This window comes from Streptomyces sp. NPDC029041 (assembly GCF_040637515.1).
Lineage (GTDB): Bacteria > Actinomycetota > Actinomycetes > Streptomycetales > Streptomycetaceae > Streptomyces.
In genome coordinates, this window is sequence record NZ_JBEZWO010000001.1 from 174,806 (window position 1) to 190,937 (window position 16,132).

A 16,132-nucleotide genomic window follows, 5' to 3' on the forward strand; every position below is an offset into this window, starting at 1 on the left:
TCAGCTCACCACTCCGGTCATGACGGCCACGGGTACGGCGACGAAGCCGGCCGTGAGCAGCAGTGCGAGGACGTTCGCGAGGGTCTTCAGGGCGCGGTCGCGGGTGCGGCTGCCCACGCCGAGGGTCTGGGCAGCGCTCCAGAAGCCGTGCCGGACGTGCAGGCCGAGCGCGAGCATCGCGACGATGTAGACGACGTTGCCGTACCAGGTGGAGAAGGTGTCCACGACGTTCTGGTACGGGTGGCCCTCCTGGAAGCCGCCGGGGTGCACGGTGCCGGTCGTCAGGTCGAGGATGTGCCAGACGATGAACAGGCCGAGGATGATGCCGCCCCACCGCATGGTGCGCGTGGCGTAGGAGGCCCGTGCCTTCTTGTGCACGTACTTGCTCGTCCGTGCCCTGAGGTCGCGGCGGCTGAGCTGGTACGCCGAGGTGGCGTGGGCGACGACGGCGACGACCAGCACGATCCGGACGAGCCAGAGCGTCCACTCGTAGTGCATGAACGGCTCGCCGACCGTGCGCAGCCAGTGCGCGTAGTGGTTGAACTCGCCCGCCCCGAAGAAGATCTTCAGGTTCCCGATCATGTGGACGACCAGGTACAGCAGCATGATCAGACCGCTGACCGCCATCACGGTCTTCTTGCCGACGGTGGAGTCCCACACGGTGCGTGCGAAGGACGGCCGCCGGTCCGTCCGCGTTGCCAGAGCCATGGACAGCACGCTACGGACGGGCGGCCGATCGGTCCAAGACATGGTCCGGCTTGATTCCATAGGGAACGGCTATCGTGGGTGGATGCAGTTCCAGCAGCTCCAGTACTTCGTGGCCGTCGCCGAGACCCGGCACTTCACCCGGGCCGCCGATCTCGTCCACGTCGCCCAGCCGTCGCTGTCGCAGCAGATCAAGGCGCTGGAGCGGGAGCTGGGCGCCGATCTGTTCCTGCGCGCCCGGGGCAACATCACGCTCACGGACGCCGGGGAGGCGCTTCTGCCGCTGGCCCGCCGCATCCTGGCCGACGCGGACACGGCCCGGCACGAGGTGCAGGAGCTGGTGCAGCTGCGCAGCGGCCGGGTGCGGCTGGGGGCGACGCCGAGTGTGTGCACGGGGCTGCTGCCGGACGTCTTGCGGGCCTTCCACGACCGCTACCCCGGCATCCGGCTGCTGATCGAGGAGGGCGGCTCGCACGACCTGGTCAGGGAACTCGCGCGCGGCGCGCTGGACCTGGCACTGGTGGTGCTGCCGCTGCCGACCCCGTCACCCGCGCTCACGACGGTGGAACTGCTGCGTGAGGACCTGGTCGTGGTCTCCTCGCCGGACGCCCCGCGTCCCGGCCGGGATCGCCGCGCGGTCCGCGTCTCCGACCTGGAGGGCGAACGCCTGGTGATGTTCCGGCACGGCTACGACCTGCGCGAGCTGACCGTGGCGGCGTGCCGGGCCGAGGGGTTCGAACCCGACTTCGCCGTCGAGGGCGGGGAGATGGACGCGGTGCTCGGTTTCGTGCGGGCCGGGCTGGGCGTCGCGGTGGTGCCCCGGATGGTCGCGGCGAGGTCGGGGCGCGGCCTGCGAGTGACGCCACTGGCCCGGCCCGGCCTGCACCGGACGATCGCGCTGGCCCACCGCAGCGACGTGGCGCCGCCCAGGGCCGCGCGGGAGTTGCAGCGGATGCTGCTGGAGCGATGAGCCTCCCCGGGCGTCCCGGCGCCGGGAGGCCCGGCTCGCCACAGGGCTGCGGCTACCGCACCGGGGGGCGGCCCGCCGGCCGGTGGAAGGACACCAGGCGCAGAAGTTCGTCGACGGGCCACTGGTCGTAGGCGTGCTCACCGTACGTGGCCGCGAGGACCGTGCCGTCGGTCCCGATCAGGAAGTCGGCGGGCAGACCGACCCGGCCGCCGGGCTGGTCGGCCGCCGGCACCGGTCCCTGGCCGGGCTGCGCTGGTCGGAATCCGTGCTCGGCGTGCTCACCGAGGCGGGGTTCGACGGCGATCGGCGGGTGATCGCGCTGCGGGGCCTGCTCGGGTACCTCATCGGCGCCATCCAGCTGGAGCACCTCGGGCCGCTGTCCGGAGACGGCACGCTCGCCCTCGCCGAGCTGCCGCCCGACGCTTTCCCCCGCATGGCCGAGACCGCCCATCAGGCCCGGAAGGTCAGCGCCGACCGGGAGTTCACGGGCGGTCTCGCACTGCTGCTGCGCGGACTGGGCGGCTGACCCGGCTCCGCGCAGCGGCCCGGGGCGTCACCCCGTGGCGTCCACCAGTGCCAGTTCGTGCAGCCGCTCCGGCGGGCCCGGCCGCGCGTAGTACCAGCCCTGGGCCGTGTCGCAGCCGAGGATGCGCAGCTGGTCGGCCTGGGCTCCCGTCTCCACGCCCTCCACCGTCACCGCCAGGTCCAGGCTGTGGGCCAGCGAGACGATCCCCTCGACGATCTTCAGGTCGACGGGGTCCGCCGGGAACTGCTGCATGCTCTGGGTGAAGGACCGGTCCAGCTTCAGGATGCTGACCGGAAGCCGGCGCAGGTTGGCGAGGTTGGAGTACCCCGTCCCGAAGTCGTCCAGGGCGATGTCGACACCCATCTCCGCCAGCCGCCGCAGCGGCTTGAGCAGATCGTCGTCCGCCCCGATCAGCGCCGACTCCGTGACCTCCAGGCACAGCGCGTCCGGCTCGACGCCCGCGCGCTCCAGGATGTCGACCGTGTCCTGCACCAGTCCCGGATGCGTCAACTGGCACGGCGACAGGTTCACGTTGATCCGCAGCGGCCCCACCGCCTCGGCACCGCCCTGCAGTTCCTGCCACTCGCGTGCCTGGCGCACCGACTGCTCCAGCACCCACCGGCCCAGCGGCACGATCAGCCCGGTGTGCTCGGCGAGCGGGATGAACCGGTCGGGCCCGAGCACCCCGTGCTGGGGGTGCAGCCAGCGCACCAGGGCCTCGGCGCCCCGGACACTGCCGTCGCCGAGATGTACCAGCGGCTGGTACTCGATGAAGAACTCGCCCCGCTCCAGCGCCGTCGGCAGCGCCGTGGTCAGTCCGTGCCGGGTGATGGCCCGGGCGTCGGCCTCCGGATCGGCGAGTTCGAAGCGGTTGCCGCCCGCCGACTTGGCCCGGTACATGGTGATGTCCGCGCTGCGCAGCACCTCCGCCGGGCTGCGCTCCCCGGCCGGGCCCTCGACGATGCCGATGCTGCCGCGCACGGTGAGTTCCCGGCCGTCGACACTGATCGGCGCCAGCAGCGCGTTCATGATGCGCCCGGCGAGCTCGTCGACGCCACGCTGGGTGTCGGGCCCGGTGGTCAGCGCCACGAACTCGTCGCCGCCGAGCCGCGCGACCATCTCGCCCGGTGCCGTGGCGCAGGACTGCAGCCGGTCGGCGACCTCCACCAGCAGCCGGTCGCCGGCCGCGTGGCCGAGGCTGTCGTTGATGGTCTTGAACCCGTCGAGGTCGAGGTAGCACAGCCCGAACCGCTGGCCTTCCCCGGCGCCCAGGGCCTTCTCCAGGCGTTCGAAGAAGAACGTACGGTTGGGCAGCCCCGTCAGCGCGTCGTGCGTGGCCTCGTAGCGCAGCCGCAGGTTGAGCAGCCGCCGCTCGGTGGTGTCCTCCATCAGGGCGAGCTGGTACTGCGGCTCGCCGTCGGCGTCGCGCAGCAGGGAGACCGTCAGGTTGGTCCACAGGACGGTTCCGTCGGGGCGGTAGAACGCCTTCTCCAGGTGGTAGTGCTCCCGTTCGCCCCGCACGAGTTCGTCGTAGAGCCGCCAGGTCTGCGGAGCGTCGTCGGGATGGGTCCACTCCCGGACGTTGCGGCTGCGCAGCGTCTGCTCGGAGACCCCGAACATGCGCAGGAGCGCGCCGTTGACCTGCAGCATGTTGCCTTCGAGGTCGGCCATACCGATTCCTATGGCCGCCCCCTCGAACACGGCGCGGAAACGCGCCTCGCTCGCGTGCAGGGCCTGCGCCACCACGCCCTGCGCCTGGAGGGCGGCCTGCGCGATGGCCTCCTGCTCGGCCAGGGTGCGCTCGCGCAGCGCCCGGGCGAAACCGGCCGCCATCGCGTGCTGGAGCCGCGCGCACCGGGCCCGCAGGTCCTCCTGGTCGCCGTCGCCCCCGCAGTACAGGACCAGATAGGCGTCGACACAGTCCAGGGTGCGGCTGAGCGCCTCCGGATCGGTGCAGTGCACGTTCACCAGCGCGGCTCCGACCGCCCTGCCCGCCTCGGGGTCGAAGGTCCGGGCCACCAGTGCCTCGCTGAGCCGCCGTGCCTGGGGCAGCAGTTGCGCCTCGAACTCGGGCCGGGTCGACGACGTCGAGGTCACCGGGAAGACGGCCCGGCTCCAGATCGTCGCGAACCGGCGCAGTCTGTCCTCCGGCCCGTCCGGTTCCGCGGTCACGCCGTACGCCCCACGCCCGCGAACCCGGAGAACGCATACGGATCCTCGTCCTCCGGCGCGGTGTCGGGCCGCCAGAGCGGCGGCGGCACCAGTCCGGGTTCCACCATGTCGTACCCCTCGAAGAACCGCGCGATCTCCTCGCGCGAGCGCATGATCAGCGGGTTGCGGATGTCCCTGTACACGTCCACCGCACCCCCGGCCCGCTCCGGCGGCAGCGGGATCCCCTCGTAGGAGGCGTGGGTGAGCACGAGCAGACTGCCCGGTGCGAGCGCCTCGCCCAGTTCGGCCACGGCCCCGTACGGGTCGTCCTCGTCTTCCACGAAGTGCAGTATGGCAACGAGGAGCAGCGCCACTGGCTGATTCAGGTCGATCAGCCGCTCCACCTCCGGGCTGCGCAGGATCTCCTGGGGCTTGCGCAGGTCCGCGGCGACCACGCCCGTTTCCTCGTTGCCCTCCAGGACCGCCTGGCTGTGCGCCACGGCCACCGGGTCGTGGTCGACGTACACCACGCGGGCGCCGGGACTGGCCGTCTGCGCCTCCTCGTGCACGTTGCCGAAGGTCGGTATGCCGGAGCCGATGTCGAGGAACTGGGAGATGCCCGCGTCGGTCGCGTAGCGCACGGCACGGCGCATGAACGCGCGGTTCGCCTGCATGACCTTGGGAAGTCCCGGCATGAACTCCATGGCCCTGCGGGCCGCTTCCCGGTCGACCTCGAAGTTGTGCGATCCGCCCAGGTAGTAGTCGTACATCCGGGAAACGCTGGGCACCGAGATGTCGATGCTCCGTGGGGCCCAGGCGGGACGCTCCATCTAGCTCTCCAAGGCGTAGGCGATCCGGTGTTCGAGCAGAGGCTACTGATCGCCCGCCAATGGAGCGACCCGAAACGGAAATTGACCATCCGTTCCCGGTCACTGCCTGCGGCACGTGCCGCATTGATACCCCTGCGCACACCACTCGAACACATGACGAACGGTGTCCGGGGCGTTCCGGAGAGTTCCGGTTCGGGAGGGGGAGAGTGTCAGGAATGCGATGAGCTCAGGTGAAGCACGGCACAACGGTCCACCCCTCCGTGGGGCACGGAGGGGTGGACCGGGTCTGCGCTTCGGGTGGACGAGCTGATCACCCTGGGGAGGTTTCGCTTCTACTCCGAGGCGCCGACCAGCTTCCCGTCGGGCCGGACGGCGTACCAGGTGCCGCCCACGCCCTGTCCGTTGGTGTCACCGGGGGCCTTGTCACCGGCGAAGGTGTAGATCGGCGAGCAGTTGATCGTCTGCTGCTTGCCCTTGCCGTCGGTGCGGTCGAAGATCATGTAGCCCTTCTTCTGGATGCCCTTGGTGTCGGCGAAGTCGACGGGCTCCACGAGCGGCCACTTCTCCAGGCACGCACCGCTGCAGTTGGAGACCGGCTTGGGCCAGGCCTCGTCCTTCTTGAACCGGTAGACGGTCATGCCGTTCTTGTCGACGACGATCTCGCCGAGCTTGGGGTCGTTGCGCGTGGACAGCCCGGCCTGGACCGCTTCGCCGCCGCCCGCACCGGCCCCGGCACCCCCCTGCGCCTTCTTGCCGTCGGGGGCGAGCGCGTACCACTTGCCGCCCACACCCTGACCCTTGACGTCACCGGCGTTGACGTCCTTGGCATAACGGTAGGCGGGCCAGCCGCCGACCGTGAGCTGCTTGGTGCCGTCGGCCCGGGTGACCGACCCGAGCAGCGCCTTGTCGATGCCCTCGCCGGCCTCGGCGTCATCGGCCGGAACCGGCGGCCAGGTCTTGGCGCAGTCACCGTCGCAGTTCGACTTGGGCGGCTGCTCGGTGTCCTGGTCGAACCGGTACAGGGTGAGGCCGAGACTGTCGGTGACCACCTTGCCGACCTTCTCGGCGGTGGAGACGGACAGCTTGCCGGCGGGGTTGGAAGGGCTGGAGGCGCTCGGTGCCGCCGGCTGGCCCGTCGCGGTGCCCGCCGCGCCCGCGGTGCCCGAGCCGATGTTTCCGTAGTCCCCGGGCGCGGCCGTGGCGCCCACGTTCTGGCTGGCCGCCGGTGGGCTGTCCTGACCGCACGCCGTCGTCAGCGCCAGGACCGCCGCGGCGCTCGCCACGAGTGAGGCGCTCCGCCAGGAGGTCTTCATCGTCAACTCCCCATAATCGCAAGGGTGTTGCAGCGCCCTGCTGCGCCGCCGCACGGTCATGAGTACGCATGGGGGCGGTGATTGCGTTCAACCGTCGGCCAAATTTCTTTCCGGAACCTGTGACGAGCACCGCGAGTCGTCGCACACGAGTGCACTTCGAGCCACTTGCGGGCTACCGCGGATCAAACCGATGACGCCCGGAAATCCCTCATTCGAGGCAATCCCCCGGCACCGCGGCCCGTCCGGGCGGCGCAGGACTCATGATCTTCGTCGTGTATGGACCCCTCTCGACTCAACCCGCCCTTGTGACGCGGGCCTTGGCGGCGGCGACGCTGACCTGGGCGCTCGTCGGCGCACCGGCGGGGGTCGCGGTGGCCGACGCCTGCGCGTACGCCTCGACGGGGCCGGACGGCACCGAGGCGGTGGCGTACGCCGGCAGCAAGAAGACGTGGCCGTGCCCGACACCCACGCCGACCCCTTCCCCGACGCCGACGCCGACCCCGCCGCCGCCGCCGCCGAAGCCGACGCCCCCACCGAAGCCGACGCCGGACCCACCGCCCCCACCGAAGCCCCCGCCTCCCGAACCGTCCCCCACGGCCAGGCCCGCGCCGCCGCCGGCACCGCCCACGCCACGCCCGGCACCACCACCGCCGCGGCCGGCCCCGAGGCCCGTACCACCGGCGCCCCCTCCGCCCGCACCGGAGCCCGCTCCCCCGCCGCCGGCGCCGCCCGCCACCCCCGCGCCCGGCCCGTCCGCGAAGCCCGTGCACTACCCGCGCTACCGCGCCGCACCGCCGCGGCCACGGCCGGCCAACGGCGCGCTGTCGCCGCTCACCTTCGTCCTGCTCGTCACGGTGCCCGCGGTGGTGGCCGTCGCCGCGCTGCGTGCGCGCTGATCCCTGAAGCCCAGGAGGTACCTCTTGCCGGAATGGCTTGTTCTCACCCTCGCGATGCTGGCCGCCTGCGCCGTGGTGGTCGTCATCACCTTCGTACGCCACCGCGCGGCCCCGGAGGACGAGGACCCCAGTGAGACCCCGGACGTCATCGAGTACATGACGATGTGGATCGGCGTGGTCTACGCCATCGTCCTGGGCCTGGCGATCGCCGGTGTCTGGGAGGGGCGCAGCGCCGCACAGGACCACGTCCAGGCCGAGGCGACCGCGCTGCACGAGATCTCGGAGCGGGTGCGCGTCTATCCCGCCGAGGAACGCGACCGCATCCGGAACGACATCCGGACCTACGTGAGCCATGTCGTGACCACCGAGTGGGACACCATGGCCGACAAGGGCGAGGTCACCGGGCGAGGCACCGAACTCTTCGAGCGGATCCGCCAGGACGTCACCGACTACGAGCCGGAGACGGACTTCGAGGCCCAGGCCTACCAGCCGCTGCTGGACCAGGTGACAGCGGCCAGCCAGGCCCGCATCGCCCGGGCCGAGTCGACCGGGGAGACGATGCCGGGCGTGGTGTGGTTCGGGCTGGTCGCCGGAGCCGTCATCACCATCGGGATGATCTTCGCACTGCAGATCCGCAGAACGACACGCGAACTGGTCCTCGCCGGGCTGTTCTCGGCGTTGATCGCCTTCCTGCTGTTCCTGATCTGGGACTTCGACTCGCCCTACAGCAGGGGTGTGACCGCCTCGGCGGATCCGTTCCTGAACCTCTTCCCGGGCGTCGGCGATTGACGGCGCCCCGCAGCACGGGTCCCGGCCGGGGGGCGCGCGACACGCCGTCGCCGTCCCCGGCCGCCCGGGCGGTGTTCCCCCGGGCGGCGCACACCCGTGACCCGTTCGCGCTACTGCGATCGCGCCGTCGGGCGCGTCTTCTTAGCGTTTCGGGCATCGAGGTGCATGTGTGACGTGAGCGGAACAGGTCCGCGGCTGCTCCTCGGGGACCCGGAGGATTCACCATGCGCGCTATACGCCTCGCCTCGGCCGTACTGCTGGGTGCCGGTGCCCTCACCTCCTGCGTGCCCGCCGCCGACGCGACCCCCCGGACCGACTTCGGCTTCAGCGTCCTGCCCTCCACCGTCAGGGCGGGGGGTGAGGTGACCTTGCACGTCACGCGTAACCGGGCATGCCGGGGGGAGGCGGCGGTCGGCTCGATGGCCTTCGACCCGGTCACCATCCCCCGGGACGAGTCCTGGACGACGGTGGTCGTCGACCGGGACGCCAGACCCGGCGCCGTCTACGAAGTCGAGTTCACGTGTGACGGGTCGACCGGCATCGCGCGACTGACGATCGCGCGCGGGCGGCCGGCGCACCATCCCGACCGTCACCCCACGCACCACCCTCGCAAGGGTGTGCACGCCGGTGAGGGCGGCACCCTCGCCGGCTTCGACCTGAAGGAGATCGGGCTGGGCGCCGCACTGATCGCCGGATCACTCGGCGTCGCCTACCACTTCTCGCGCCGCCGCACCGACGGGGACGCCGACTGACCCACCCGCGGGCAGGCCTTCGCCCCGGCTTCCCCTGGAGAGGGAGCCGGGGCGAAGCGCGTTGCGGGCGGGGTGACGCGGGTGGGGCGCGTCAGATGCGCCGCTCGGCCCGGCGGCGCATCCAGAACACACCGCCGCCGACCACCGCCGCGGCCACGAGACCGCCGCCGATGGCCACGTCGGTCGGGGTCGCACCGGTGGTGCTGCTGCCGCCGATGCCGCCACGGACGCCGCCGATGACGGTGAAGGCCTGCGGCTTGGTCATCCGCCTGCCGTTGCAGTCGACCGTGATGTCGTACGAGCCGGGACGGGCGTTGCTGTTGATGGTGGCGGTGCCCCGCGCGGTCCCGCTGCCGCTGCCGGTGCCGCCCCGGCCGCCCTCGTTGCCCTTGCCGCCGCCCCCGACCGGCGAGAGCTGCGTCGGTGAGAACGCGTTGGACGTCGCCGTACCGCCGCCCCGGCAGCCGTCGACGGTGATGGTCAGCTGGCCGCCTCGGGCGATCACGCTGGGCAGGGCGGTGATGTTGCTCGGTGTGTCCCACGCGACGGCCGCGGGGGCGGAGAGACCGAGGGCGGCGACCGCTGCGCCGGCGACCGCCAGGGCACGAGTGTTACGCATGTGAACCTCCGCGGAAGACGCCCCGGGACCCGTCCCCGGTCGATCGGCGAGAAAGCGCCTCCCAGAAAGACAGTCAGTTGCCGCGCCGCGAGCCGCATGTCGGGAATGGTCCGTACCGGTGAGAGAAGGCGCTGCGGGAAAAGCGTCCGTTCGGATATCGCCGCAGGTCACAGACCGTCAGAAATAATCTCGCGGCGGCAACTCGGATGGCTCACCTCATATCACCGCACCACCCCTCACGAACCCGGGCCACCCGTTCGCCGCCGCCCCGTCGCCGGTTTCCCGCACGCCACTTAGCGTGTCGCTATGCGCGATGGACACGGCGACGGCCGGGTCGAGAGGGGAAGGCGAATGTCTGCGTCCGAGCTGGCCCAGGCGGAAGAGGAGGCGCGGCCCAGGAAGCGCGCTCCGTGGGGCGTGATAGCGCTGGTCCTGCTGACCGGCCTCGCTCTCATCCGGAACGGTTCGGGAGAGTTCGACGAGGGCCCGCCACAGCCGGCGAGTGCGGCCGCGGCGGACAGCCGGGTGCCCGGCGGCACCTTCGCGGGCAGCGTCCGGCCCCTGCCCTACGCGCTCCCCGACCGGGTCAGGATCCCGGCGATCCAGGTCGACGCGCCGATCATCCCCGTCGGCCTGGACGCGGACGGCTGGGTCGGCGCGCCGCCGCCGGAGGACCCCAACCTGGCCGGCTGGTTCACCGGTGCCGTCACCCCCGGCGAGAAGGGCACGGCGGTCGTGGTCGGCCATGTCGACAACCAGCAGGGGCCCGCCGTGTTCTACGGACTCGGGGCCTTGAGGCAGGGGCATCGCGTCGAGGTCGCCCGGCAGGACGGAAAGACCGCCGAGTTCGAGATCTACGGTGTCGAGGTGTTCGAGAAGGACAACTTCCCCGGCGACCGTGTCTACGCTTCCAAGGGCGCGCCGGAACTGCGGGTCATCACCTGCGGCGGCGGTTTCTCCGAGCAGGAGGGTTACGCGGGCAATGTCGTCGCCTTCGCCCGCCTGGTCGCGGTGCGCTGAGCGCGCCCGGTCCGGCGGGCGAAAACCCCGGGTCCCTTACGCGTAGTTCCGCCGGGGCACGGTGACGTGGTAGCCGGAGTCCAGCAGTTCGGGCAGATAGCGCCGCAGGGCCCGCACACTCTGCGAGCGGTCGCCGCCGGCGTCGTGCGAGAGCACCACGACGCCGGGTGCGGCGCCGCGTTCGACCCGGTTCGTGATGGTCCGGACGCCGGGGGTGGCCCAGTCGAGGGTGTCGACCGTCCAGCCGAGGGGTTCCATGCCGAGTTCGGCGCCGATCCGGAAGGTCGTGCGGTTCCAGGCGCCGTAGGGCGCGCGGAACCACTCGGGGCGCTCCCCGTAGGCGTCCTCGATGACGTCGCTGGTGCGTTCGATCTCGGAGCGGATCTGCCGTCGGGTGAGGCGGGTGAGCAGAGGGTGGGACCAGGTGTGGTTCCCCACGACATGGCCCTCGTCGGCCATCCGGGCCAGCAGGTTCCTGCCGCCGGCGACCATCTCGCCGCACACGAAGAACATCGCCCGCACGTCGTACTCGGCCAGGGTGTCCAGGATGTGCGGGGTGTAGCGGGGGTCGGGGCCGTCGTCGAAGGTGAGCACCATGGTGCGGCCACGGCCGGACACGCGCAGCGGCGCCTCGCGGTGAACCAGGGTCCGTCGTGGCGCGGCACGGGGCGGGCCGAAGCCGGTCAGGGGCTGCAGCCGGTACGCGGAGGACTTGACGTGGCGGCGGGCCTGGGGGCCCGAGGCGGGGGCCGAGGTGCCGGGTGCGTCCCCGGTGACCGCCGTGACCACTCCGGCCGTCGCGGCCGCTCCCACCGCGCCGGCGCCCGCGATCAACGCGTGGCGCCTGGTGAACAGCCGGGTGGGCAACTGATCCTTCTTCATGACTCATGAGTCGCCCGGCGGAAGGCAGACGCACACGAGCAACACCGGTGCGGCGGCACACATTCACCCGCTCGGCCCACACGGTGGGTCGGTGGCGGCGCACCGGCGGAAAGGGCGGGGTCTCGCGACGGGTGAGTCCGGTGAGGGCGGGAGCCGTCGCGGTCGGGGCGAGTTGGTGGTGCCGGACCAGTCGCAGGACGGCGAGGACGATGCCGCCGAAGTCGCGACGCGCAGCCGGTCCGGCTTGTGGTGCCGGACGCGGACCTGGTCGGGCAAGCCGGAAAGGGCGTCGGCGGGCTCGGTCCCGTCCCCTCCGGCGAGGCCGAGCGCCGCCGACGACGGCAGCCCCGCGGTGGTGGCGGGCCGCTGCCCGCCCTTCGGGTGCCCCGTTCCCCTCCCCCGCAACGTGCGCATCGACGGTACGGACGCGAAAGCTTCGGCGTTGCCGGAGGCGAGGCAGCTCAGCGAGACCATGCGCACGCCCAGTTCAGGTGCTACGGCGCACGGTTCGTCGCCCTTGGACTCCATGACGCCGTTGAGGGCCGTGCGGTCACGGCGTATCAGATCCGGGGAGAGGCCGTCCTTGCCCCCGGGTACGGAGGACTGGCAGGAAGCTTAGGGACGTCGCCCGCCGCCCTGTCCCGCCCGGCAGCCGGACCCGGGGGTTCCGATAGCCTCGCTGCGTGACGGAACAGCACTCCCACCGGTTCGAGCGGGGCACGGACGGGCCGAAGGTGATCGTGGCCGGGGTGGACGGCTCCGACTCCTCCTTGCGGGCCGCGGCCTACGCGGCCGGCCTGGCCCGCCGCCAGCACGCGCTGCTCGCCGTGGTGTACGTGCAGCCCGTGCTGGCGGCCGGGGCGGCGCTGGGGGCGCCGGTGGCCGGGACGACGGACGCGATCGCCGAGGACCTGGTGGCGCAGATCCGGGACGCGGCGGAGCGGCTCAAGGGGATGTTCGAGGTCCGCTGGGAGTTCCACACGTTCCGCGGCGACCCCTACAACGGCCTCGTGACGGCCGCCGACGAACTCAAGGCGGACGCGGTGGTCGTGGGCGCCTCGCAACAGGCGGGCCACCGCATCGTCGGCTCGGTGGCGGTACGCCTGGTGAAGGCGGGCCGGTGGCCGGTGACGGTGGTGCCGTAGGGGGTACGGCACCCGTGACGCCGGGGTGTCACTCCCCCATCACCAGGCCGTCCCCGGCCGCGCCGCGGCTGAGGACGATGTCGCGGATGCGGTCGCGGACGGCTCGGACGTCGGCGCCCTGGGCGAGCGCCCGGTTGAGGTTCACGACCCGGCCGGCGTCGACGTCGAAGAGCTGGGGGACGAACTCCGCCCTGGTCACCTTCCAGCGCTCTCCCGGCCGCGCGGGCGGGACGAAGGTGAAGCGGCCGAGGGTGGACTGGTTACCGCGCGGGTCCTTGACGCCTTGGTGGTTGGTCATCTCGCCGGCGATCTGGTCGCCCATGCCGTAGATGACCCAGGTGCCGTTGACCTTCTCGTAGGCCTGCGGGACGTGCGCGTGGGTGCCGAGGATCAGGTCGACGTCGGGGCGGTCCCCGGTGCGCGCGGCGGTGAGGCTCCTGGCCAGGGTCAGCTGCCGGTCGTCGGGGGCGTCCTGCCATTCGGTGCCCCAGTGCAGGGAGACCACGACCACGTCGGCGCCGGCCCGGCGCGCGGCCCGGGCGTCCTCGACGATCCTCGCCTCGTCGGTGAGGTTGACGGCCCAGGGCTGCCCCTGCGGGAGCGGGCTGCCGTTGGTGTCGTAGGTGTAGGCGAGGTGCGCGACCTCGGCGGGGCCGGCCTCGAGGACCGTCACCGTGCGGGCCTCCTCCTCGGTGCGTGCCGAGCCGGCGTGCCGGACGCCCGCGCGGTCGAGGGCGTCGAGCGTGCGGCGGATGCCCTCGGCGCCGTCGTCCAGGGTGTGGTTGGAGGCGGTGGAGCATCCGTCGTAGCCGGTGGCGGCCAGGGCCTCGGCCACCTCGGGCGGGGACTTGAACGTGGGGTAGCCGGTGTAGACGCCGTTCGCACCGTAGACGGTCTCCATGTGGCACAGGGACACGTCGGCGCGGGAGACGACGGAGCGGATGCCGGCGAGCATGGGCCGGAAGTCGTAGCCGGTGCCGCCGGCGTCGAAGCGGGCCCGGTCGATGATCGTGCTGTGCGGGAGGACGTCACCGGAGGCGACCAGGGTGAACCCGCGCGACCCGGCGGCCGGCGCCGGGCGTCCGCGGTCGGGCGCGTCGTGGCCGCGGGCCTGGCAGGCGGCGCCCGCGGCGAGGAGGACGGTCAGGGCCAGGGCGATCTGTCGACTGCGTGTGAGCATGCATTCACCCCACTGTGGGCGTTGTGGTCATATTTACGCACCATCAGGAAAGAAGGCTCCTGGTGTCCCACGCGTCTCCGACACGCTCATCAGCCCCTCCGGCACCCGCATGGCCGGGGCACGACCGTTCGTCGAACCGTTCGTCGACGCGATCGACCGTCCGTCGCACAGCCGGGTACGTGCCCTGTGCCGGGGCCGCGCCCTGCGGTGGCATACGGCCATGACGGCCGGATCCACTCTCATGAACGGAACGACCGCCGAGCACGAGCTCGTCGCCCTGCAGCGCGAGCACGGCCGGCCCCTCTTCGCGCTGCTGCTGCGGCTCTGCGACGGCGACCGGCAGCGCGCCGAGGACCTGGTCCAGGAGACGCTGGTGCGTGCCTGGCAGCACCCCGAGGCCCTGCGCGCCGACGACTTCGACTCGGTGCGGCCCTGGCTGATGACCGTCGCCCGACGGCTCGCGATCGACGCCCGGCGGGCCCGCCAGGCCCGTCCGCCCGAGGTGGGCGACGCGGTGCTGGAGAACGCGCGCGTCATCTCCGACCACGCCGAGCGGGCAGCGGCGATGCTGGATGTCCGCGAGGCTGTGAAGACACTCACTCCGCAGCACCGTGAAGTCCTGGTGCTCGTGTACTTCCAGGGGGCGAGTGTGGCGGAAGCCGCGACGGCCCTCGGGATTCCGCCCGGTACCGTGAAGTCCCGCGCGTACTACGCGCTGCGTGCCCTGCGCAGGGTGCTTCCGGGATACGCCGCCGACCTGCGGTGAAACCAATGAGTGGGTCAAGCCTCCGTAAAGCGCCTTGCCGATGACCCCGGTTGAGTAATCGGCTGTTCCCATCCGTGTTCCGGAGGGGGCCGCCGGCCTCCTCGGGGCCCGGTGTCGGGCGACGCGCAGGTACCGGAGGAAGGCAGGACGGGATGCTGGACGAAGAGCAGGGGAACACGGACGGTGCCGACGGCGGACTGACCGTCCCCATGGCGTGGTTGTACGCCGAGTACATCGCCGACGAGCTGCTGCGGACCGGTGATCTGATGCCGCCGACGTCCTTCGAGTTCCGTGCCGGGCGGGATGCCCTGGCGCTGACCGTCTTCCTGTCCGACACCGACGGGGAGCTGCCGGGCATCCGCGTCGTCACGCAGCTGGAGACGTGGCTGTCGCTGACGGCGTACGACCAGCCGTGGCAGGAGTGGGTGCGTGAGCGGCTGGCCGAGCTCGGCGCCGGGGCCGCGTCGTCGGGACGGCCCGCGCCGGACCTGGAGCTCGCCGAGGAGGCCTGGCGCTGGCTGCAGGAGACGGAGCTGCTCGCGCCCGATCTCAACGCGGTCCCGGGCGGCGCTCCGGTGGTCGGCGAGGACGAGGGGCCGAAGGTCTGGACACCCGCCTGGCAGCTCGGACTGCCGCTGGGACACCTCGCGATCCATCTTTTTTAGATTTCTGCGGCCCCGGACCAATCCGGGAGCCGGAGGGCTCCGAATCCTTTGGTTGCGATTGTGTCACCGGCTTGAGTGATTCAGCTGCCTGGTCCGTACCGGTGGGAGCAAGGAGTAACCCCACCCGCACCCAACGGCACGAGGATTCGGCATGAGGTCCCTGGAGAGGCATCGCGACGTCGCGGCCTACGCGCTCGGCGTGCTGGACGAGGCGGAGGCATTCCGCTTCGAGGACCACCTCATGGAGTGCCCTCGGTGCGCTGCAGAGGTGACGGAATTCGGCCCGACCACACGGCAGTTGATGCTGTACCGGCGGTCGACGCCACGGTTCGTGCACCCCATGGCGCAGCCCGGTCCGCGCATGCTGGACGGGCTGCTGGCCGAGGTGTCGACCCGGCGCCGGGCGGGACGCAGACGTCTGCTGTTCGCCCTGGCCGCCTCGGTCGTCTTCGCGGCGTCGGTCCCCGGCATCGCGATGATGGCCGAGGGCAACGCGGAGGAGGTCCGCACCGTCGCGGCGACCGACACACGGACGGGGGTGTGGGCGCAGGTCACGACGGAGGACGAGGCCTCGGGCAGCCAGGTCGAGCTGAAGGTCAAGGACGGCGCGGGCCCGCGCGCCTGCCACCTGGTGATCATCGGCCGCGACGGCACCGAGGAGACGGCGACCAGCTGGCACGGGCCGGGCCACGACGACCGCCCCAACACCATGATGGCCAGCTCCTCCCTGCATCCGGAGGACATCGCCCGCTACGAGATCCGCTCGGCGGCCGGCGAGATCCTGTGGAGGATCCAGCCGAGCTGACCATCCGTCCGCCCCTGCCGCCGGGCGCCGGGCACACCCCGGTGTGAGACTGCTGGACGACGCACCCGGCAGATCGCCGGGTGCCCGCGGGCCCGGTGAGGGGAGACGAGGTGACGGC

At 72.0% G+C, this 16,132-nt stretch carries 18 protein-coding genes; 10 read left to right on the forward strand and 8 right to left on the reverse strand.

The genetic code is table 11. The annotated features are described in order from the left end of the window. Positions 1–708 (reverse strand): succinate dehydrogenase, encoded by a 708-nt coding sequence (locus tag AB0F04_RS00800; RefSeq protein ID WP_362036269.1) that lies wholly within the window; start codon positions 706–708, stop codon positions 1–3. Between the two features lie 82 nt (positions 709–790). On the opposite strand from AB0F04_RS00800, the gene AB0F04_RS00805 reads away from it, so the two are divergent. Both AB0F04_RS00805 and AB0F04_RS00810 read left to right on the forward strand, forming a co-directional pair. Further along, entirely contained in the window at positions 791–1,675 is an 885-nt protein-coding gene (locus AB0F04_RS00805; RefSeq protein WP_362036270.1) for a LysR substrate-binding domain-containing protein, read from the forward strand. 82 nt (positions 1,676–1,757) lie between these two features. After that, on the forward strand, positions 1,758–2,201 hold the full coding sequence (locus AB0F04_RS00810) for a TetR/AcrR family transcriptional regulator C-terminal domain-containing protein (RefSeq protein ID WP_362036273.1): 444 nt from the start codon (positions 1,758–1,760) through the stop codon (positions 2,199–2,201). A 27-nt stretch (positions 2,202–2,228) separates the two neighbouring features. On the opposite strand, the gene AB0F04_RS00815 is transcribed toward AB0F04_RS00810, so the two are convergent. The 4 genes from AB0F04_RS00815 to AB0F04_RS00830 form a co-directional block, all read right to left on the reverse strand. Continuing rightward, positions 2,229–4,373 carry an EAL domain-containing protein gene (locus AB0F04_RS00815; RefSeq protein WP_362036275.1) on the reverse strand — a complete coding sequence of 715 codons (2,145 nt, stop codon included), beginning with the start codon at positions 4,371–4,373 and terminating at the stop codon, positions 2,229–2,231. Beyond that, positions 4,370–5,182 (reverse strand): SAM-dependent methyltransferase, encoded by an 813-nt coding sequence (locus AB0F04_RS00820; RefSeq protein ID WP_362036277.1) that lies wholly within the window; start codon positions 5,180–5,182, stop codon positions 4,370–4,372. The genes AB0F04_RS00815 and AB0F04_RS00820 overlap by 4 nt, the downstream gene beginning before the upstream one ends. Before the next feature lie 332 nt (positions 5,183–5,514). Beyond that, positions 5,515–6,495: an SCO0930 family lipoprotein gene (locus AB0F04_RS00825; protein ID WP_362036279.1), complete on the reverse strand. Its 981-nt coding sequence runs from the start codon at positions 6,493–6,495 to the stop codon at positions 5,515–5,517. Between the two features lie 292 nt (positions 6,496–6,787). After that, a complete protein-coding gene (locus tag AB0F04_RS00830) occupies positions 6,788–7,123 on the reverse strand; it encodes a hypothetical protein (protein ID WP_362036281.1) in 336 nt (111 codons plus the stop codon). A gap of 136 nt (positions 7,124–7,259) precedes the next feature. Here AB0F04_RS00830 and AB0F04_RS00835 point away from each other — a divergent pair, with 136 nt between their 5' ends. The 3 genes from AB0F04_RS00835 to AB0F04_RS00845 all read left to right on the forward strand — a co-directional run bounded on the left by AB0F04_RS00835 (position 7,260) and on the right by AB0F04_RS00845 (position 8,932). Continuing rightward, positions 7,260–7,391, forward strand: coding sequence for a hypothetical protein (locus AB0F04_RS00835; RefSeq protein WP_362036283.1), 132 nt, complete (start codon positions 7,260–7,262; stop codon positions 7,389–7,391). 24 nt (positions 7,392–7,415) lie between these two features. Further along, positions 7,416–8,180 carry a DUF4239 domain-containing protein gene (locus AB0F04_RS00840; RefSeq protein WP_362036285.1) on the forward strand — a complete coding sequence of 255 codons (765 nt, stop codon included), beginning with the start codon at positions 7,416–7,418 and terminating at the stop codon, positions 8,178–8,180. A 224-nt stretch (positions 8,181–8,404) separates the two neighbouring features. Continuing rightward, positions 8,405–8,932: a hypothetical protein gene (locus AB0F04_RS00845; RefSeq protein ID WP_362036287.1), complete on the forward strand. Its 528-nt coding sequence runs from the start codon at positions 8,405–8,407 to the stop codon at positions 8,930–8,932. A 91-nt stretch (positions 8,933–9,023) separates the two neighbouring features. Here the strand turns inward: AB0F04_RS00845 and AB0F04_RS00850 are convergent, their stop codons facing one another. After that, the gene (locus AB0F04_RS00850) at positions 9,024–9,551 is read right to left on the reverse strand and encodes a hypothetical protein (RefSeq protein WP_362036289.1); all 528 of its coding nucleotides are present in this window, start codon (positions 9,549–9,551) and stop codon (positions 9,024–9,026) included. A gap of 351 nt (positions 9,552–9,902) precedes the next feature. Here AB0F04_RS00850 and AB0F04_RS00855 point away from each other — a divergent pair, with 351 nt between their 5' ends. Beyond that, positions 9,903–10,571: a class F sortase gene (locus AB0F04_RS00855; RefSeq protein WP_362036291.1), complete on the forward strand. Its 669-nt coding sequence runs from the start codon at positions 9,903–9,905 to the stop codon at positions 10,569–10,571. A 36-nt stretch (positions 10,572–10,607) separates the two neighbouring features. On the opposite strand, the gene AB0F04_RS00860 is transcribed toward AB0F04_RS00855, so the two are convergent. Further along, positions 10,608–11,453, reverse strand: a complete 846-nt coding sequence (locus AB0F04_RS00860; RefSeq protein ID WP_362036294.1) for a polysaccharide deacetylase family protein — start codon at positions 11,451–11,453, stop codon at positions 10,608–10,610. 683 nt (positions 11,454–12,136) lie between these two features. Between AB0F04_RS00860 and AB0F04_RS00865 the strand changes: the two genes are divergently transcribed. Beyond that, positions 12,137–12,598, forward strand: coding sequence for a universal stress protein (locus tag AB0F04_RS00865; protein ID WP_362036296.1), 462 nt, complete (start codon positions 12,137–12,139; stop codon positions 12,596–12,598). A 28-nt stretch (positions 12,599–12,626) separates the two neighbouring features. Here AB0F04_RS00865 and AB0F04_RS00870 read toward each other — a convergent pair whose 3' ends face one another. After that, a complete protein-coding gene (locus AB0F04_RS00870) occupies positions 12,627–13,778 on the reverse strand; it encodes a CapA family protein (protein WP_362036299.1) in 1,152 nt (383 codons plus the stop codon). Positions 13,779–13,998: 220 nt separating this feature from the next. On the opposite strand from AB0F04_RS00870, the gene AB0F04_RS00875 reads away from it, so the two are divergent. From AB0F04_RS00875 to AB0F04_RS00885, 3 genes are all read left to right on the forward strand, one after another. Then, positions 13,999–14,544 carry a sigma-70 family RNA polymerase sigma factor gene (locus AB0F04_RS00875; protein ID WP_362036301.1) on the forward strand — a complete coding sequence of 182 codons (546 nt, stop codon included), beginning with the start codon at positions 13,999–14,001 and terminating at the stop codon, positions 14,542–14,544. Between the two features lie 152 nt (positions 14,545–14,696). After that, complete coding sequence (locus AB0F04_RS00880; RefSeq protein ID WP_362036303.1) at positions 14,697–15,209, forward strand: hypothetical protein; 513 nt, start codon at positions 14,697–14,699, stop codon at positions 15,207–15,209. Between the two features lie 151 nt (positions 15,210–15,360). Continuing rightward, complete coding sequence (locus tag AB0F04_RS00885) at positions 15,361–16,014, forward strand: zf-HC2 domain-containing protein (protein ID WP_362036305.1); 654 nt, start codon at positions 15,361–15,363, stop codon at positions 16,012–16,014. The last annotated feature ends 118 nt before the right edge of the window (positions 16,015–16,132 follow it).